We start from the raw sequence: 19,202 nt of genomic DNA on the forward strand, positions 1-19,202 counted from the left end.
TGATCCAAATCCTGAAACAAATTATTAACAACTCTTGATCATCTTTTTTACTTCATATAGGGTAAAAGGTAGCTTGTTTTCATTTACAGCACAGCGATCGTTTGCTTTCTTTCGCTTCCTATAACTTCGTTAAGAGGAACGCCGATATGCAACACCTAGACTCCATATTAAAAGAGAACCGCATTTTCAAACCCAGTGATGATTTCCGTCAAGCCGCCAACATCGGCAAACTGGAAACCTATCAAGATTTATGGGAATTTGCCGATAAAGATTACCTGCAGTATTGGGCGGATTTGGCGCGCGAGCTGATCAGTTGGAAAAAACCGTTTATGACGATTTTCGACGACAGCAATGCGCCGTTTTACCAATGGTTTCCGGACGGCAAGCTCAACGCTTCATATAACTGTCTCGATCGCCATTTGCCGGACAAGGGCAATAAAACCGCACTGATTTTTGAATCCGATTTCGGACAAGTGAGCAATTTCACCTATCAGCAACTGCACAACCGAGTATGCCGTTTCGGTAACGCCTTGCGCGAGCTGGGCATCGGCAAGGGCGATCGGGTGGTGATCTATATGCCGATGTTGGTTGAAGCGGTGATTGCGATGCAGGCGTGCGCGCGAATTGGTGCGGTACATTCGGTGGTGTTTGGCGGTTTTTCGGCTGGCGCATTGAAAGATCGAATAGAGGATGCCGGCGCTAAATTGGTGATCACCGCAAACGGCGGTTTGCGCGGCGGCAAAATTATTCCGTTGAAAGAAACCGTGGACGAAGCGCTGGATATGGGCTGCCCGACGGTACAAAACGTGGTGGTTTATTACCGTTTGAATATCGACACTCCGTGGAAAAACGGGCGCGATCTGTGGTGGCATGAACTGTCGAAAAAACAGCCTGATTTTTGTGAGCCGGAATGGATGAATTCGGAAGATCCACTGTTTATTCTTTACACCTCCGGTTCAACCGGCAAGCCGAAAGGCATCGTGCACAGCACTGCCGGCTATTTATTGGGCGCGATTAACACCTTCCGCAATGTATTTGACAATAAACCGGACGATATTTATTGGTGCACCGCCGATGTGGGCTGGATCACCGGGCATTCTTATGTCTGTTACGGGCCGTTGGCGAACGGCGCGACCCAAGTGATTTACGAAGGAGTGCCGAGCTATCCGGATCCGGGGCGGATTTGGCGGACGATTCAACGGCACAAAATCAGCGTGTTTTATACCTCGCCGACTTTGATCCGTTCATTAACCCGAGTGGGTGATTGGATCCCGAAAAAATATGATCTTTCCTCATTGCGTCTGCTCGGCAGCGTTGGCGAGCCGATCAATCCGTCGGCGTGGATGTGGCTGTATGATGTTATCGGCAAAACCCAATGCCCGATTGTGGATACTTGGTGGCAGACCGAAACCGGCTCGATTATGCTGTCGCCGCTGCCGGGGATTAACTCGATGAAACCAGGCTCTTGCACCTTGCCATTGCCGGGCATTATGGCGGATGTGGTTGATGATCAGGGACAGAAAATTACCGATCAGAGCGGTGGTATCTTGGTGATCAAACGCCCGTTTCCGTCGATGTTGCGCACGATTTGGAATGACGATGAACGCTATAAAGCGACCTATTTCCCGGCGGAACTCGGCGGTAAATATTATGTGGCGGGCGATTCGGCGCATCGCGACGAAGACGGCTATTTCTGGATTTTGGGGCGCACTGACGATGTGTTAAATGTTTCCGGCCATCGTTTAGGCACGATGGAGATCGAATCGGCACTGGTCGCCAGCCCGAAAGTGGCGGAAGCCGCGGTGGTCGGCAAGCCGGACGAAGTTAAAGGCGAAGCGGTGGTGGCATTTGTGGTCCTGAACGAGGCGCTGCCGGACGGCGAGGAAGCCAAAGCCTTGGCGGAGGAGCTGAAGCAGTGGGTGTCGAAAGAGATCGGTAAAATCGCTCGTCCGGAGGATATTCGTTTTGCCGAGAATTTACCGAAAACCCGCTCCGGCAAAATTATGCGCCGTTTACTGCGGGCGATTGCGAAAAACGAAGTGATCACCCAAGACGTTTCCACCTTGGAGAATCCACAGATTATCGGACAATTGCAGCGCCAAGTGCTGTAATTCGTTCAGATACGGCAAAGTGCGGTTTGAATGATGTGTCAGACCGCACTTTGCAATTTTCTTTCGAGTTATCCATTTTTTGACTGATTTTTTTTGCATTTTGCGACATAATCAACGCAGAAATTCAAACAAGGAATACTATGCAAAACGGTCATCTTTATATTGTTTCTGCGCCGAGCGGCGCGGGCAAATCCTCTCTGATTGCAGCGCTGTTAAAACAGCTGCCGCAAAATAAAGCGCAAGTGTCAATTTCCCACACCACCCGCCAGCCGCGCCCGGGTGAACAGCACGGCGTGCATTACTATTTCAGTTCGGTTGCGGAATTTGAAAACTTGATCGAACAAGGCTTGTTTTTGGAATATGCCAACGTATTCGGTAATTACTATGGCACCTCAATCCCGATGATCGAACAGAGCTTGGCGCAGGGGATTGATGTTTTTTTGGACATCGACTGGCAGGGCGCGCAGCAAGTGCGGTTGAAAATGCCGGATTGCAAAAGTATTTTTATCCTGCCGCCGTCGTTGGACGAACTGGAGCGCCGCCTGATTGGGCGCGGGCAGGATTCGGCAAAGGTGATCGCCGCAAGAATGGCGAAAGCGATTAGCGAAATGGAGCATTATGCCGAATATAATTATGTGATTATTAATGATAATTTTGAACAAGCCGTGACGGAAATACAGGCGATTTTAACCGCTGAAAAAGTGACGCTTGCCGCGGCGCAGCAAAATCATCCATTATTAATTCAGCAACTACTGGCGAAATGACAGCAGCTTTAGTATCATATTAAGCTTTTAACGAATTTTTAGAGTGGAGAAAGAACTATGGCACGAGTAACTGTGCAAGATGCGGTCGAGAAAATCGGCAACCGTTTTGATTTGATTTTAACCGCGTCGCGCCGTGCAAGACAATTGCAATCTAACGTGCGTGAGCCGTTAGTAGAGCCGGAAAACGACAAGCCGACCGTGATCGCGCTGCGTGAAATCGAAAAAGGCTTGATCAATAACGAGATCATGGACAAACAAGATCGCTACGAGCAATTAGAGCAAGAAACCGCAGAAATTCATGCCGTTTCACTGCTGTCGTCAGAAGATCAACAATAAAATCCCCCGTTTTTATTGATAGGCAGGTGTGATTTGTATCTATTCGAAAGCCTAAACCGGATTATTCAAGGCTATTTGCCGCCGGAACAGATTGAACTGGTGAAGCAAGCCTATGTTATCGCGCGCGACGCCCACGAAGGCGTCACCCGTTCCAGCGGCGAACCGTATATCACCCACCCGGTGGCGGTGGCGTCGATTATTGCCGAAATGAAACTGGATCATGAAGCGGTGATGGCGGCATTGCTGCACGATGTGATCGAAGATACCCCTTACACCGAACAACAGCTGACCGACGCCTTTGGTCGCAGCGTAGCCGAAATCGTTGAAGGCGTGTCGAAGCTGGATAAATTGAAATTCAGAACACGCAAAGAGGCGGAAACCGAAAATTTCCGCAAAATGATTTTGGCGATGACCAAAGACATTCGGGTGGTGTTGATTAAACTTGCCGACCGCACCCACAATATGCGTACGCTTGGATCATTGCGTCCGGATAAGCGGCGTCGGATTGCCAAAGAAACGCTGGAAATTTACAGCCCGCTGGCACATCGCTTGGGGATCGAGCATATTAAAAACGAATTGGAAGATCTGGGCTTTGAAGCGCTGCATCCGAATCGTTACCAAGTGCTGCAAAAAGTGATCCAAGCTGCGCGTGGCAACCGTAAAGAGATGATCCAGCGGATTGCCGATGAGATCAAAGGGCGGTTAGACGATGCCGGCATCCATTCGCGCGTATTCGGGCGGGAAAAACACCTGTATTCCATCTATCAAAAAATGCGGCTCAAAGAGCAGCGCTTCCATTCGATCATGGACATTTATGCGTTCCGCGCGATTGTCGATGACGTCGATACCTGTTATCGGGTGCTCGGGCAGATGCACGGTTTGTATAAGCCGCGCCCGGGGCGAGTGAAAGATTACATCGCGATTCCGAAAGCCAACGGCTACCAATCACTGCACACCTCAATGATCGGGCCGCACGGCGTGCCGGTCGAAGTGCAGATCCGTACCGAAGATATGGATCAAATGGCAGAAATGGGGGTCGCGGCGCACTGGGCGTATAAACAGGGCAGTGAGGTGAAAAACACCACCGCGCAAATCCGCGCCCAGCGCTGGCTGCAAAGCCTGATTGAGCTGCAACAAAGTTCGGGGAACTCGTTGGAATTTATCGAAAGTGTAAAATCTGATATGTTCCCGGACGAAATCTATGTATTCACGCCGAAAGGGCGGATCGTCGAGCTGCCGACCGGCGCAACGGCGATCGACTTTGCCTATGCGGTGCACTCCGATATCGGGCAAACCTGTATCGGCGCACGGGTTGATCGCGTGCCGTATCCGTTGTCGCAAGCGCTGGAAAGCGGGCAAACGGTGGAAGTGATCACCGCGCCGTCGGCACGCCCAAGTGCGGGTTGGCTGAATTTTGTGGTCACGGCAAAAGCGCGTTCCAAAATTCGTCAAACTCTGAAAAGCCTGCGCCGCGATGAGTCGATTATTCTCGGCAAACGTCAGCTGATTCATTCGCTGTCGCCGTATAAGCTGGAAGATATTGATCAACAGCGCTTGCAGCATTTGCTGGCGGAATTAAAACTGAGCGATTTTGATGACCTGCTGGCGGAAATCGGGCTGGGCAATCAGATGAGTGCGGTGATTGCACACAGCTTGTTAGGCGAGAAAATTGCGGTCGACACCGACGGCATTCCGAACAACCATAAAGACGCCAACCTCATCATCAAAGGTGCGGAGGGCTTGCTGATCAGCTGTGCGAAATGCTGCCATCCGGTGCCGGGCGATCCGATTATTGCGTTTGTCAGCCCGGGCAAAGGCTTGGTGGTGCACCATGAATTTTGTTCCAATATCGCACGTGAAAGTCATCAACAGCCGCAGCATTTCACTTCCGTCGAATGGGAAAAAAGTGAAAACGGTGCGGAATTTGATGCCGAACTGCGGATCGAAATGGTCAATAAGCAGGGGATTTTGGCGAACTTAACCTCGGCAATTGCCGCGACCGGCAGCAATATTAAGAGTATCACCACCGAGGAAAAAGAAGGACGCGTGTATTTTGTGACATTGCTGATTTCAACGCATAACGTGCAACAATTGAGTGGCGTGATCAAAAAACTCAGCGCGGTTTCCGGCGTGATCGAGATTATCCGCAACACCAACGAATAGGCTAATTTGGCATGAAAGAGCAACTGCTGGATGCGATTCCCCTGACCACACTTGCCGGCGTCGGGGCGGCAGTTGCGGCTAAATTGGCAAAAATCAACATTAATAACGTGCAGGATTTGCTGTTTCACCTGCCGAGCCGCTATGAAGACCGCACCAGAATCACCCCGCTTGCCGACATTCGCCCGGACAGTTACGCCACGGTAGAAGGCGTGGTGCAGAGTTGCGATGTCACTTTCGGCAAACGCGCGATGCTGAGTGTCACCTTGTCGGACGGCAACAGCAAAATTGCGCTGCGTTTTTTCAATTTCAACGCCGGTATGAAAAACAGCCTGCAAAACGGCACGCGGGTTAAGGCTTTCGGCGAAATTAAGCGCGGGCGCTTTATGGTGGAAATTCATCACCCGCAATACCAAATTATTCGCAATGATCAGCCGTTAGTATTGGAAGAAAACCTCACCCCGATTTATCCGACCACCGAAGGCTTGCGCCAGACCGCACTTCGCAATTTAACCGATCAGGCGTTGAAACTGCTTCACAGCACGCCGGTTAACGAACTGCTGCCGCTTGAATTTAATCCGCATAAAATCAGCTTAAAACAGGCGCTGAGCTTTTTGCACCGCCCGCCGCCGAGCATTTCATTTGAACAGCTGGAACAAGGCTCGCATCCGGCGCAGCAACGACTGATTTATGAAGAATTACTGGCGCATAATCTGGCAATGCAGCAAAGCCGAGTAGAAACCAAGCGCTTGGCGGCGCAGCGGTTGGAGCAAAATGATGAACTCACAGCACAATTTCTGGCACAATTGCCGTTTCAACCGACCAATGCACAACGGCGAGTTACTGATGATATTCGCCGTGATTTGGCACAGTCTGAACCGATGATGCGGTTGGTGCAGGGCGATGTCGGTTCAGGCAAAACATTAGTGGCGGCATTGGCAGCCTTAATTGCGATCGGCAATCAGGCTCAGGTGGCGTTAATGGCGCCGACCGAAATTCTGGCGGAACAACACGCGCAGAATTTCCGTCGTTGGTTTGAACCGCTAGGCATTGACGTCGGCTGGCTTGCCGGTAAAGTGAAAGGAAAAGCCCGTCAAGCGGAGCTGGAAAAGATCAAGTGCGGTCAGGTGAAGATGATTGTCGGCACCCATGCGCTGTTTCAAGACGAGGTGGAGTTTCAGCATTTATCGTTGGTGATTATTGACGAGCAACACCGTTTCGGCGTACATCAACGTCTGATGTTGCGCGAAAAAGGCTTGAAAAATGCGATTTATCCGCACCAACTGATTATGACCGCCACCCCGATTCCACGCACCCTGGCGATGACGGTGTATGCCGATCTGGATACTTCCATTATTGACGAACTGCCGCCGGGACGAACGCCGATTCAGACGCTGGTGGTGTCGGAGGATCGGCGAGCCGAGATTGTGCAGCGGGTGAATCGCGCGTGCAGTGATGAAAATCGGCAAGCCTATTGGGTGTGCACCTTAATTGAAGAGTCGGAAGTGCTGGAAGCGCAAGCCGCCGAAGCGATTATGCAAGACTTGCAGCGCGCGCTGCCGAATTTGGCGATCGGCTTGGTACACGGGCGAATGAAACCGCAAGAGAAGCAGGCGATCATGCAGCAATTCAAGCAAGCGGAATTGAATTTATTGGTGGCGACCACAGTGATTGAAGTCGGTGTTGATGTGCCTAATGCCAGTTTGATGATTATTGAAAATGCCGAACGTTTGGGCTTGTCACAGTTGCATCAGCTACGCGGGCGCGTCGGGCGTGGCAGCATTGATTCGTATTGTGTACTGTTATACAAGCCGCCACTGGGCAAAGTTTCACGCCAGCGGCTGCAAGTACTGCGCGACAGCCAAGACGGCTTTGTAATTGCCGAAAAGGATTTGCAAATCCGCGGGCCGGGCGAAGTGCTGGGCACCAAGCAAACGGGCATCGCCGAATTTAAAATTGCCAACTTGATGCGCGATCGCAAAATGATCCCGCTGGTGCAGCATAACGCGCGTGAAATCATCAGTCGTCATCCTGAGTGTGTGCAAGGGCTAATTCTTCGCTGGTTGGATCAACGGACAATGTACAGCCATGCGTAAACCCTCAGAAATTCAACATTACCGCACTTTATTGCAAAGTGCGGTCTGGCAGCCGGCAACGTCTGATACACATTCACTCAGTGCGGCGGAAAAAGCGTGGTTGCTGGGCGAAGATTCGCTTACCGCGAAGCTCAAACGCCATTGCCATCACTTTCGGGTGGAATTATTAAATCAAAGTTGGCAGCAAGCGTTATTACCGAATGAAGGTGCGGTTTTGCCACCAGATCAAGCGTATCTGATTCGTGAAGTCTTTTTATATGGCGATCAACAGCGCTGGGTTTTTGCCAGAACAGTAATTCCGGCAGCGCTTTGCCAGCAGTTCCCGCAATTACAAACGCTGGGCGAAAAATCGCTCGGTGAATTTTTATTTGAACAAAAATTAGCACGCGGCGAATTACAATGGAGTAAACTGAATACACTTTCAGCCAGGCGTTCGCTTTTTTCCGATGCGACGTCGGGGCTGCTGGTGACGGAACTGTTTCTTGATGATTTTGGTTATGTATGATGAAAAAAGATAATGATAATGAAGTAGCAACTATTTTAGTATTTGATTCAGGTGTTGGCGGGCTGACGGTGTACCGCGAAATTCAACAGCTGTTGCCTAATTATCATTATCTCTATTGTTTGGATAATGCGTTCTTTCCTTACTCGGAAAAAAGTGAGCAGCAAATTATTGACCGCACTTTGCTGATTTGTAGTCAATTGATTAGTCAATACCCGATCGATTTAGTGGTAATCGCCTGTAACACCGCCAGCACCGTAGTGCTGCCAACCTTGCGACAGCAACTGCCGCCACATATCGGCATTGTCGGAACCGTGCCCGCTATCAAGCCGGCGGCTGCGGTTTCGCAAAGTAAACATATCGGTTTACTGGCAACCAAAGGTACGGTCAAACGCGCATACACCGAGGAGTTGATCGAAAATTATGCGGCAGATTGCATCGTTGAAAAAATCGGCACGACTGAATTAGTTGAATTGGCGGAAAAGAAAATGCGCGGCGATTCGGTTGATCTGGGGCGATTACACAATATCGTAAAACCGTGGATTGCACTGAAAAATCTGGACACCGTGATTTGGGGTTGTACCCATTTTCCGCTATTAGAAAATGAATTGAAACTCTGCCTGCCGCATGTGAAATATTTTGTTGATTCGGGAGAGGCGGTAGCAAAACGGGTCAAATTCTTATTGCAAGAAAAACAGCTGCTGAATGAAGAGCCTTCGGAGCAGTTTCATTGCGAAAATATGATCTTTGCCACCGCGCCGATCAACAATATTTTTGGTTTTCACAATATCATGCAGTGCTATGGCTTTAGTGAATTGCGCTATTTGGTACAAGACTAAAGGTTGCTGTGTTGGATTATTAAGCGCAGAAAGTCCGATAAATCGCCATTTTGCTTAAGAAGTTATCATCCGATCTTATTTTCAGAAAAATAATGATCTTTTTTGAAAAAAGATCTTGCCAAAAAAAATTGGCGTCCTATAATGCGCACCCACTGACAGCGAGAATGCGAAAGCAACTTGGCTGAAGTGGAAACGAAAAGTGACTGAAGAAATCGCTTGACGTCAAAACTGGATTGTGTAGAATAACAATCCTTTCCGCTAAAAAATAGCGGATATGTTCTTTAACAATTTATCAGACAATCTGTGTGGGCACTTGTGCAAGACATTGGTATGAAAATTTTAAATATTAAAGTCTTAATGAGTGCTGAAGTAAATTTATTTTAGGTCAGATATTCATTGAGCGATTGAACTTGAATTGAAGAGTTTGATCATGGCTCAGATTGAACGCTGGCGGCAGGCTTAACACATGCAAGTCGAGCGGTAACAGGGGGGAGCTTGCTTCCTTGCTGACGAGCGGCGGACGGGTGAGTAATGCTTGGGGATCTGCCTTATGGAGGGGGATAACGACGGGAAACTGTCGCTAATACCGCGTAGTATCGAGAGATTAAAGTGTGGGACTTTTCGGAGCCATGCGCCATAAGATGAACCCAAGTGAGATTAGGTAGTTGGTGGGGTAATGGCCTACCAAGCCCGCGATCTCTAACTGGTCTGAGAGGATGACCAGTCACACTGGGACTGAGACACGGCCCAGACTCCTACGGGAGGCAGCAGTGGGGAATATTGCGCAATGGGGGCAACCCTGACGCAGCCATGCCGCGTGAATGAAGAAGGCCTTCGGGTTGTAAAGTTCTTTCGGTGATGAGGAAGGGGCTAATTTTAATAGGGTTAGTCATTGACGTTAGTCACAGAAGAAGCACCGGCTAACTCCGTGCCAGCAGCCGCGGTAATACGGAGGGTGCGAGCGTTAATCGGAATAACTGGGCGTAAAGGGCACGCAGGCGGATAGATAAGTGAGATGTGAAATCCCCGAGCTTAACTTGGGAACTGCATTTCATACTGTTTATCTAGAGTATTGTAGAGAGGGGTAGAATTCCACGTGTAGCGGTGAAATGCGTAGAGATGTGGAGGAATACCGGAGGCGAAGGCGGCCCCTTGGACAAATACTGACGCTCATGTGCGAAAGCGTGGGGAGCAAACAGGATTAGATACCCTGGTAGTCCACGCTGTAAACGATGTCGATTTAGGGGTTGGGTGTATATCTGGCTCTTGTAGCTAACGCGTTAAATCGACCGCCTGGGGAGTACGGCCGCAAGGTTAAAACTCAAATGAATTGACGGGGGCCCGCACAAGCGGTGGAGCATGTGGTTTAATTCGATGCAACGCGAAGAACCTTACCTACTCTTGACATCCAGAGAATCCTGTAGAGATACGGGAGTGCCTTCGGGAGCTCTGAGACAGGTGCTGCATGGCTGTCGTCAGCTCGTGTTGTGAAATGTTGGGTTAAGTCCCGCAACGAGCGCAACCCTTATCCTTTGTTGCCAGCGATTCGGTCGGGAACTCAAAGGAGACTGCCGGTGATAAACCGGAGGAAGGTGGGGATGACGTCAAGTCATCATGGCCCTTACGAGTAGGGCTACACACGTGCTACAATGGCGTATACAGAGGGTGGCGAGTCAGCGATGATGAGCAAATCTCTTAAAGTGCGTCGTAGTCCGGATTGGAGTCTGCAACTCGACTCCATGAAGTCGGAATCGCTAGTAATCGCAAATCAGAATGTTGCGGTGAATACGTTCCCGGGCCTTGTACACACCGCCCGTCACACCATGGGAGTGGGTTGTACCAGAAGTAGATAGCTTAACCTTCGGGGGGGCGTTTACCACGGTATGATTCATGACTGGGGTGAAGTCGTAACAAGGTAACCGTAGGGGAACCTGCGGTTGGATCACCTCCTTAGTAGATTGATGTGTTGTATAGGTGTTCACACAGATTGTTTGATAAGAAAGAAGAGAGTATTCCTCGGCAGGCTTGTAGCTCAGGTGGTTAGAGCGCACCCCTGATAAGGGTGAGGTCGGTGGTTCAAGTCCACTCAGGCCTACCAATTCTACTTATTCTGCGCCCTTTTAATGGTTGCGATGCTCATGTATTAACATACATTGCGCTTCTCACCTTAAAATGACTTTGAATAAGCGAATTGGCTAACGGAAGGGAATACAAAAGACTGACGAGGGGCTATAGCTCAGCTGGGAGAGCGCCTGCCTTGCACGCAGGAGGTCAGCGGTTCGATCCCGCTTAGCTCCACCAATCCTGTTGGTTGTTAGGTTTTGCGATTAATAGTGAATTTTCTTCGAGCACGGTAATATCGAAGTGCGGTAAGAGAATTGAGTATTGGTTGAAAAACTGATTTGTTCTTTAAAAATTTGGACACAAGCTAAAAACTGAAGAGAACTCAAGCGAGTTGTTTTTGATGAATGAAAGTTTATTGAAGATAACATCGTAAGAGCTGAGTAATCGAGAAATCGAAGGACTTGTTGAGTGATAAAAGGCACTTGATAGGTCAGCGTAGGGAAACTTACGCACGAGTCAATTGAGACAGCGTCAGGGATGAAAACTCTTGAGGTTGTATGGTTAAGTGACTAAGCGTGCAGGGTGGATGCCTAGGCAGTCAGAGGCGAAGAAGGACGTGCTAATCTGCGAAAAGCGTGGAGGAGTTGATAAGAAGCGCTATCACTCCACGATATCCGAATGGGGAAACCCAGTGGGTGAAGAACCCACTATCAACACATGAATCCATAGTGTGTTGAGGCGAACCGGGAGAACTGAAACATCTCAGTACCCCGAGGAAAAGAAATCAACCGAGATTCTGTAAGTAGCGGCGAGCGAACGCGGAAGAGCCGTTAGTGATAGCGATGGAATTAGGAGAATGTGCTGGGAAGCACAATCGTAGAGGGTGATAATCCCGTATCCGAAGATTCCATTGTGGTACTAGGCTAACAACAAGTAGGGCGGGACACGAGAAATCCTGTTTGAAGATGGGGGGACCATCCTCCAAGGCTAAATACTCCTGACTGACCGATAGTGAACCAGTACCGTGAGGGAAAGGCGAAAAGAACCCTGGTGAAGGGAGTGAAATAGAACCTGAAACCCTGTACGTACAAGCAGTGGGAGCCTCTTTAATGGGGTGACTGCGTACCTTTTGTATAATGGGTCAGCGACTTATATTATGTAGCGAGGTTAACCGAATAGGGGAGCCGAAGGGAAACCGAGTCTTAACTGGGCGAGTAGTTGCATGATATAGACCCGAAACCCGGTGATCTAGCCATGGGCAGGTTGAAGGTTGGGTAACACTAACTGGAGGACCGAACCGACTACTGTTGAAAAAGTAGCGGATGACTTGTGGCTGGGGGTGAAAGGCCAATCAAACCGGGAGATAGCTGGTTCTCCCCGAAATCTATTTAGGTAGAGCCTTAGATGAATACCTTCGGGGGTAGAGCACTGTTTCGGCTAGGGGGTCATCCCGACTTACCAACCCGATGCAAACTGCGAATACCGAAGAGTAATATCTAGGAGACACACGGCGGGTGCTAACGTTCGTCGTGGAGAGGGAAACAACCCAGACCGCCAGCTAAGGTCCCAAAGTACTAGTTAAGTGGGAAACGAAGTGGGAAGGCTTAGACAGCTAGGATGTTGGCTTAGAAGCAGCCACCATTTAAAGAAAGCGTAATAGCTCACTAGTCGAGTCGGCCTGCGCGGAAGATGTAACGGGGCTAAAACTAGTCACCGAAGCTGCGGCATCAGGCGTATCACTAATACGCCTTAAGCTTAACAACTTACGAGTGGAATGAGTAAGTTGGTCAAGCCCTTTAAACGTTGAGACGGTATGCTGTTGAATCGGCGTGAGGAAGGATTATTAGTGATACGCCTGTTGGGTAGGGGAGCGTTGTGTAAGCGGAAGAAGGTGTATTGAGAAGTATGCTGGACGTATCACAAGTGCGAATGCTGACATAAGTAACGATAAAGGGGGTGAAAAACCCCCTCGCCGGAAGACCAAGGGTTCCTGTCCAACGTTAATCGGGGCAGGGTGAGTCGGCCCCTAAGGCGAGGCTGAAGAGCGTAGTCGATGGGAAACGGGTTAATATTCCCGTACTTGTTATAAGAGCGATGTGGGGACGGAGCAGGTTAAGTGAGCCGGGTGACGGAAGTCCCGGTCCAAGCGTGTAGGATGGATGATTAGGCAAATCCGGTCATTTAAATCAGAGGCGTGATGGGGAGACTCTACGGAGTCGAAGTTGCCGATACCACACTTCCAGGAAAAGCCGCTAAGCTTATCTTATAATAAACCGTACTGAAAACCGACACAGGTGGTCAGGTAGAGAATACTCAGGCGCTTGAGAGAACTCGGGTGAAGGAACTAGGCAAAATAGCACCGTAACTTCGGGAGAAGGTGCGCTGATGGTAATTGAAGTCCTTATCGGATGGAGGTGAAGTCAGTCGAAGATACCAGCTGGCTGCAACTGTTTATTAAAAACACAGCACTCTGCAAACACGAAAGTGGACGTATAGGGTGTGACGCCTGCCCGGTGCTGGAAGGTTAATTGATGATGTGAGAGCATTTGATCGAAGCCCCAGTAAACGGCGGCCGTAACTATAACGGTCCTAAGGTAGCGAAATTCCTTGTCGGGTAAGTTCCGACCTGCACGAATGGCGTAATGATGGCCAGGCTGTCTCCACCCGAGACTCAGTGAAATTGAAATCGCCGTGAAGATGCGGTGTACCCGCGGCTAGACGGAAAGACCCCGTGAACCTTTACTATAGCTTGACACTGAACATTGAATTTTGATGTGTAGGATAGGTGGGAGACTATGAAGTAGCAACGCCAGTTGTTATGGAGTCGTTGTTGAAATACCACCCTTTAAGGTTTGATGTTCTAACACAGACTGCGGAACGTGGTCGTGGACAGTGTCTGGTGGGTAGTTTGACTGGGGCGGTCTCCTCCCAAAGCGTAACGGAGGAGTACGAAGGTTTGCTAATCACGGTCGGACATCGTGAGGTTAGTACAATGGTATAAGCAAGCTTGACTGCGAGACGGACATGTCGAGCAGGTGCGAAAGCAGGTCATAGTGATCCGGTGGTTCTGAATGGAAGGGCCATCGCTCAACGGATAAAAGGTACTCCGGGGATAACAGGCTGATACCGCCCAAGAGTTCATATCGACGGCGGTGTTTGGCACCTCGATGTCGGCTCATCACATCCTGGGGCTGAAGTAGGTCCCAAGGGTATGGCTGTTCGCCATTTAAAGTGGTACGCGAGCTGGGTTTAGAACGTCGTGAGACAGTTCGGTCCCTATCTGCCGTGGGCGTTGGAGAATTGAAAGGGGCTGCTCCTAGTACGAGAGGACCGGAGTGGACGCACCGCTGGTGTTCCAGTTGTTTCGCCAGAAGCATTGCTGGGTAGCTACGTGCGGAAGAGATAAGTGCTGAAAGCATCTAAGCACGAAACTTGCCTTGAGATGAGTTCTCCCCGACTAAGAGTCGGTAAGGGTTGTTTAAGACTAAGACGTAGATAGGCGGGGTGTGTAAGTGTAGTGATATATTGAGCTAACCCGTACTAATTGCCCGAGAGGCTTAACCATACAACGCTCAAGGGTTTTTGAGTTGAGGATAGAGTCAACTAGAGAACCTGATAAGAAAGAGTTTTTGAAGAGATTAGCTTGTGACCGAATAAAGAATAGCGTGACGCACGAAAGAATAGATACGAAAGTATAGATAAGTACGAACGAACAAAATGACAATCAAGCCGAATTATTCCGGCGGCGATAGTGCAGTAGTCCCACCTGATTCCATGCCGAACTCAGAAGTGAAATGCTGTAACGCCGATGGTAGTGTGGGGTCTCCCCATGTGAGAGTAGGACACCGCCGGATTTTATATAAGATAGCCCCTGTATCGAGAGATGCAGGGGTTTTTGTTTTGGGGAAATAAAAAACGGCAAAGGCAGAAGGCATCGTAGAAAAATAACAAAAGTGCGGTGGTCAGATAAAAAAAACCGCACTTCAAACCCAGAAATAAAAGTGCGGCGAAAATGGTTGCCTATAATTAGCCAACCTAAAACTTAGTCAGGCCAATTAATGCTGTTGATTGCAAAAATAGCCATATAGTTGCTTTCCGAAAATAGAAGATAAAAAATAAAACTCAATGATGGGTTATTTATATAGGTATAAATACAATAAATCAAGATTTTTAATGTTAAAAAATACAAATAAAATCTAATAAAAATTAAATTTTATTAGATTTTATTTAATTCGAAAAAGCTATATGAGCGTAGATGCGTGGATAATTAGATCCCATACTGCTGTTGGTAGGCACGCATAGCGGGTAGATATTGCTGATAGTTCGGGCTTGTTGTTAAGAATTGCAGCAGATCGTCGAGAGTGATGATCGAGAGTACTTGGCAGCCGTGATCACGTTCCACTTCTTGAATGGCAGACAATTCGCCTTTGCCGCGTTCTTGGCGGTTGAGGGCGATCATGACCGCACTTAATTCAGCCTCATTAGCTTCGATGAGTTGCATTGATTCGCGGATCGCCGTTCCGGCGGTGATTACATCGTCCACCAACAGCACCTTGCCTTGTAGCGGGCTGCCGATTAAATTACCGCCCTCACCGTGATCTTTGGCTTCTTTGCGGTTAAAACAGACCGGCTTGTCACAATCAAATTGGTTTGCCAGGGCAACCGAAACCGTGGTGGCAATCGGAATGCCTTTGTAGGCGGGTCCGAAAATTACGTCGTATTCCAATGCTGTCGCTTGGATCGCCGCGGCATAAAACTCCCCTAGGCGCGCTAAGTCTTTACCGGTGTTAAACAGTCCGGCATTGAAAAAATAGGGGCTGATACGCCCTGATTTGAGGGTAAATTCGCCGAATTTTAGCACCTTGCGACTTAGCGCGAATTCAATAAAGTGTTGTTTGTAATCTTGCATAACTGATCCCTTACTCCGCATTTAGAGCCTGACGCTGCACCGCAAAGATCTGCTCAATCCCGCCTTTTGCCAAGGCCAATAGGGTGAGCAGTTCTTCATGGCTGAACGGCTCGCCCTCGGCAGTGCCTTGCACTTCAATCATGCGTCCGTCTTCCGCCATTACCACGTTCATATCGGTTTCGGCGGCGGAATCTTCCACATATTCCAAATCACACACCGCAGTGCCATTGACGATACCGACCGAAATAGCGGCAACCAGTCCTTTAATCGGATTCGTTTTTAGCTCTCCATTTGCCAATAGCGTATTGACCGCATCGATCACCGCTACACACGCACCGCTAATCGCTGCAGTGCGAGTGCCGCCATCGGCTTGGATTACATCGCAATCCACGGTGATGGTACGTTCGCCAAGTGCGGTCAAATCGATCATTGCACGCAACGAGCGGCCGATTAAGCGTTGGATTTCCAAGGTGCGACCGCCTTGTTTGCCACGCGCGGCTTCACGCTGCATTCGCACGTTGGTTGAGCGCGGCAGCATTCCATATTCGGCGGTGATCCAGCCTTGCCCCTGACCTTTTAAAAAGCGCGGAACGCTGTTTTCCAGTGAAGCATTGCACAGCACTTTCGTATCGCCAAATTCCACCAGCACCGAGCCTTCGGCGTGTTTGGTGTAGTGGCGGCTGATTTTAATCGGGCGAGTGGCTTGTAGTGGGCGGTCGTTCGGACGCATCGGAAAATCTCCATATCAGAATTAAACTAAACCCTGTAATTCTAACACCAAACCGCACTTTAAACACGACAGCTTAGGCAAGAATCGGTACAATAGCGGCAGTTTAATCATTGAATAAAGGAAAAAACATGATTTACAGCATGACTGCGTTTGCGCGTTTAGAATTGAAAAAAAGCTGGGGCAATGCGGTATGGGAAATCCGCTCGGTTAATCAGCGTTATTTGGAAAATTTTTTCCGCCTGCCGGAACAATTCCGCGGTGTGGAAAATACCCTGCGTGAAAAAATTCGCCAGCGGATTGCACGCGGCAAAGTCGAATGCAATTTACGGGTGGAATTGAAAAACCAAAGTGCGGTTGAGCTGCAGCTTAATCAAGAGTTGGTACAGCAAGTGTTAAAATCGTTGCAATGGTTGAAACAACAAGCGGGCGAGGGCGAGATTAATCTGAGTGATGTGCTGCGTTATCCGGGGGTGGTCGAAGCGCCGGAGCAGGATTTGGATCAAATCAGTATTGATTTATTGAGCGGCTTTGATCAACTATTGGATGAGTTTATCGCGATGCGCGGGCGTGAAGGCGACAAATTGCAGGCGATTATCGTGCAGCGTTTGGATGCGATTAGCGTGGAAGCCGACAAAGTGTGGTCGCAGATGCCGCAAATTTTGCAATGGCAGCGCGATAAGCTACAACAACGCTTTGATGAAATCCAGCTGCAGGCTGATCCGCAGCGCTTGGAGCAGGAAATGATCCTGTTGGCACAGCGGGTCGATGTGGCGGAAGAGTTGGATCGGCTGCAGATGCACGTTAAAGAAACCCGCGCGATTTTGAAAAAAGGTGGTGCCGTCGGGCGCAAGCTGGATTTTATGATGCAGGAATTAAATCGCGAATCTAACACCCTTGCCTCAAAATCGATTAATGCCGATGTGACCAATTCTGCGGTCGAACTGAAAGTATTAATCGAACAGATGCGCGAACAGATTCAGAATTTAGAATAGGTGTGGAAAGCGCGGTGAGCGGCTTAACGGCTCACCGCAAATTTTGTTTACTCACGCACGCAGCCGCTGGCAATCACTTCGCCGAGGCTGTTGGTTAATACCGCACTTTGCTTTTTCTCCCACCAATTCCATTGAATATTGGCGTAGCGCTTGCCGCTGTCGGAAATCACCGGCTGCAAGTGTTGTTTGATATTGTTCAGCGTCAACTGAATGGACGGATTTTTAGAATGCTGCTTGATGGCTAAGGCGTTGAGCACCGTCACCTTAATTTCAAGTTGATTGTCACATTGATAACGGTAGCTGACGTCTTCCGTCGGCAAGATTTTGGCGGACGCGGTTGAGCCTGAAGTACTTTGTTGTGCTTGAGGCCGCAGTTTGTCTACGCTCGGTTGCAGATATTGGCAGGCGGAGAGTAAGATCACGGCGCTGCCGAGCAGAAGCGATTTTAACATACAAAATTCCTTATCCTAAAAGAAACGGAAAAGAAAACGCCACCCTCCGAAGAGCGTGGCGCGCGGATTTATTGTTTATAATTATAACTGCCGTCGCTGTTGCGGTTGAAGCTGCTGCCGTTTTGCAGCGTCAGCTTGCTAACGCGTCCTTGGGCGTTCAGTTGAACCGTCACTTTATCGCCCGGCTTAAAACTGCTTAACGCTTTTTCGCCGCCGTTGGCTTTGGTCATGGCGTTAACATCGGCAATGTTCAGATTATTGTTACGGAACACCTGCATTAACGTCACGCCTTGCGGAATGGTCAATGTGCGGCTGGAAGCCGAAGCAGTGGTTTCCGAATTGGTGCGCGCTGCCGGTTTTGTCGCGGTAGGGGCTTTAGGCTGAGTCTGTGCTTTTGCCGGTGCGGTTGTGCTGCTTGGTTTGCTGGTTTGCGCGGCTTTTGGCTGTGGCTTAATCGACTCGCTACGCGGGGTACTTGCCGGGGCAGCCTGTGTGGTTTGTGCTGGCGGCGCTACGACTGCTTGTGGCTGTTGAACCGGCGCAGTTTGGTTTGGTGTCGCGGCGGTGTTATTCGCACTTTCCGGCAGAGAAACGGCATTATTTTCGGTTGCGATATTGTTTGGCAACAGAAGAGCATTGCCCTCATCGGCAGTTTGGTTGGTCAACTCTTCTTCCGATTGGTTCAGCGGCTGAAATTCAATCGGCAGTGCATTGGCGTTTTGCGCTTGCAACGCATCTACGGTGGTGGTTGAACTTGGTTTTAGCCAGAAGAAAATCAATAACAGCAGAATTAACCCGAGCAGCGCGATAAATAAGCGGCGGTGTTTTGCTGGCAGGCGATTGAGCAGCCCCCAAGTTTCCGGTTTTTTCAAGCGGTTGCTTAACGGCTCACGTGCGTTGTCATTCACTTCAGACGGCGCTTCCTTAGGTGCGCTTGCTGCGACGGCGGCTTCCGCATCGGTTTGAATGCTCGGTTCGGTGCGCGGCTGTTCCGGCTGTGATGGATTATTTGGGTTCACGCTGTCCTCCTTGTGGTCACGCTTGGGGAAAAAGCCCTTGGCCTTATCCAAAAATGAGGGTTTCTCTTCAATCGGTTTTTTGGGCGTAATCGGCTCCACATTGCTGAATTCAAATTTTAATTGGTTTTGTTGTTCGTTAGACGACGCACCGGCGTCGCCTGTTTTTTGTGAATTATCGGAAGTCACACTACACCTCAAATGTAAAAATACGTTTTTATCAATAAAAAT

The 19,202-nt window shown here is 49.3% G+C and carries 12 protein-coding genes, 2 tRNA genes and 3 rRNA genes; 13 read left to right on the forward strand and 4 right to left on the reverse strand.

What is annotated here, in order from left to right; all coding sequences use genetic code 11:
* Positions 1–146: 146 nt before the first annotated feature.
* The 12 genes from acs to rrf all read left to right on the forward strand — a co-directional run bounded on the left by acs (position 147) and on the right by rrf (position 14,726).
* Positions 147–2,111, forward strand: coding sequence for an acetate--CoA ligase (acs, locus tag ACUHGC_RS03815; RefSeq protein ID WP_446834340.1), 1,965 nt, complete (start codon positions 147–149; stop codon positions 2,109–2,111).
* 140 nt (positions 2,112–2,251) lie between these two features.
* Entirely contained in the window at positions 2,252–2,875 is a 624-nt protein-coding gene (gene gmk, locus ACUHGC_RS03820; RefSeq protein WP_446834341.1) for a guanylate kinase, read from the forward strand.
* A gap of 57 nt (positions 2,876–2,932) precedes the next feature.
* Positions 2,933–3,211, forward strand: coding sequence for a DNA-directed RNA polymerase subunit omega (gene rpoZ, locus ACUHGC_RS03825; protein WP_446834342.1), 279 nt, complete (start codon positions 2,933–2,935; stop codon positions 3,209–3,211).
* Positions 3,212–3,244: 33 nt separating this feature from the next.
* The gene (gene spoT, locus ACUHGC_RS03830) at positions 3,245–5,374 is read left to right on the forward strand and encodes a bifunctional GTP diphosphokinase/guanosine-3',5'-bis pyrophosphate 3'-pyrophosphohydrolase (protein WP_446834343.1); all 2,130 of its coding nucleotides are present in this window, start codon (positions 3,245–3,247) and stop codon (positions 5,372–5,374) included.
* Between the two features lie 11 nt (positions 5,375–5,385).
* Positions 5,386–7,467, forward strand: a complete 2,082-nt coding sequence (recG, locus tag ACUHGC_RS03835; protein ID WP_446834344.1) for an ATP-dependent DNA helicase RecG — start codon at positions 5,386–5,388, stop codon at positions 7,465–7,467.
* A complete protein-coding gene (locus tag ACUHGC_RS03840; RefSeq protein ID WP_446834345.1) occupies positions 7,460–7,972 on the forward strand; it encodes a chorismate--pyruvate lyase family protein in 513 nt (170 codons plus the stop codon). The genes recG and ACUHGC_RS03840 overlap by 8 nt, the downstream gene beginning before the upstream one ends.
* The gene (gene murI / locus ACUHGC_RS03845; RefSeq protein WP_446834346.1) at positions 7,969–8,808 is read left to right on the forward strand and encodes a glutamate racemase; all 840 of its coding nucleotides are present in this window, start codon (positions 7,969–7,971) and stop codon (positions 8,806–8,808) included. The genes ACUHGC_RS03840 and murI overlap by 4 nt, the downstream gene beginning before the upstream one ends.
* 412 nt (positions 8,809–9,220) lie before the next feature.
* Positions 9,221–10,761: ribosomal RNA gene (locus tag ACUHGC_RS03850) — 16S ribosomal RNA — on the forward strand.
* A 68-nt stretch (positions 10,762–10,829) separates the two neighbouring features.
* Positions 10,830–10,906, forward strand: a tRNA-Ile gene (locus tag ACUHGC_RS03855).
* Positions 10,907–11,033: 127 nt separating this feature from the next.
* Positions 11,034–11,109: transfer RNA gene (locus tag ACUHGC_RS03860), tRNA-Ala, on the forward strand.
* A 322-nt stretch (positions 11,110–11,431) separates the two neighbouring features.
* Positions 11,432–14,437 (forward strand): 23S ribosomal RNA (locus tag ACUHGC_RS03865).
* Positions 14,438–14,610: 173 nt separating this feature from the next.
* Positions 14,611–14,726, forward strand: a 5S ribosomal RNA gene (gene rrf / locus ACUHGC_RS03870).
* The 16S, 23S and 5S rRNA genes sit together here with 2 tRNA genes alongside, the layout of an rRNA operon.
* Positions 14,727–15,139: 413 nt before the next feature.
* On the opposite strand, the gene pyrE is transcribed toward rrf, so the two are convergent.
* Positions 15,140–15,781, reverse strand: coding sequence for an orotate phosphoribosyltransferase (gene pyrE, locus ACUHGC_RS03875; RefSeq protein ID WP_446834347.1), 642 nt, complete (start codon positions 15,779–15,781; stop codon positions 15,140–15,142).
* A 10-nt stretch (positions 15,782–15,791) separates the two neighbouring features.
* Positions 15,792–16,511 carry a ribonuclease PH gene (rph, locus tag ACUHGC_RS03880; protein ID WP_446834348.1) on the reverse strand — a complete coding sequence of 240 codons (720 nt, stop codon included), beginning with the start codon at positions 16,509–16,511 and terminating at the stop codon, positions 15,792–15,794.
* A gap of 128 nt (positions 16,512–16,639) precedes the next feature.
* On the opposite strand from rph, the gene ACUHGC_RS03885 reads away from it, so the two are divergent.
* Positions 16,640–17,503, forward strand: coding sequence for a YicC/YloC family endoribonuclease (locus ACUHGC_RS03885; RefSeq protein WP_446834349.1), 864 nt, complete (start codon positions 16,640–16,642; stop codon positions 17,501–17,503).
* A 47-nt stretch (positions 17,504–17,550) separates the two neighbouring features.
* Here the strand turns inward: ACUHGC_RS03885 and ACUHGC_RS03890 are convergent, their stop codons facing one another.
* On the reverse strand, positions 17,551–17,955 hold the full coding sequence (locus ACUHGC_RS03890; RefSeq protein ID WP_446834350.1) for an MliC family protein: 405 nt from the start codon (positions 17,953–17,955) through the stop codon (positions 17,551–17,553).
* A 68-nt stretch (positions 17,956–18,023) separates the two neighbouring features.
* A complete protein-coding gene (locus tag ACUHGC_RS03895) occupies positions 18,024–19,160 on the reverse strand; it encodes a LysM-like peptidoglycan-binding domain-containing protein (protein ID WP_446834351.1) in 1,137 nt (378 codons plus the stop codon).
* Positions 19,161–19,202 lie beyond the last annotated feature (42 nt).

Source organism: Testudinibacter sp. P27/CKL/0425 (assembly GCF_052931395.1).

Coding starts and splice junctions, on each gene's coding strand:
- pyrE (WP_446834347.1), bottom strand. CDS start 15,781: ATGCAAGATTACAAACAACACTTTATTGAATTCGCGCTAAGTCGCAAG.
- ACUHGC_RS03885 (WP_446834349.1), top strand. CDS start 16,640: ATGATTTACAGCATGACTGCGTTTGCGCGTTTAGAATTGAAAAAAAGC.
- rph (WP_446834348.1), bottom strand. CDS start 16,511: ATGCGTCCGAACGACCGCCCACTACAAGCCACTCGCCCGATTAAAATC.
- murI (WP_446834346.1), top strand. CDS start 7,969: ATGATGAAAAAAGATAATGATAATGAAGTAGCAACTATTTTAGTATTT.
- acs (WP_446834340.1), top strand. CDS start 147: ATGCAACACCTAGACTCCATATTAAAAGAGAACCGCATTTTCAAACCC.
- ACUHGC_RS03890 (WP_446834350.1), bottom strand. CDS start 17,955: ATGTTAAAATCGCTTCTGCTCGGCAGCGCCGTGATCTTACTCTCCGCC.
- rpoZ (WP_446834342.1), top strand. CDS start 2,933: ATGGCACGAGTAACTGTGCAAGATGCGGTCGAGAAAATCGGCAACCGT.
- ACUHGC_RS03840 (WP_446834345.1), top strand. CDS start 7,460: ATGCGTAAACCCTCAGAAATTCAACATTACCGCACTTTATTGCAAAGT.
- gmk (WP_446834341.1), top strand. CDS start 2,252: ATGCAAAACGGTCATCTTTATATTGTTTCTGCGCCGAGCGGCGCGGGC.
- recG (WP_446834344.1), top strand. CDS start 5,386: ATGAAAGAGCAACTGCTGGATGCGATTCCCCTGACCACACTTGCCGGC.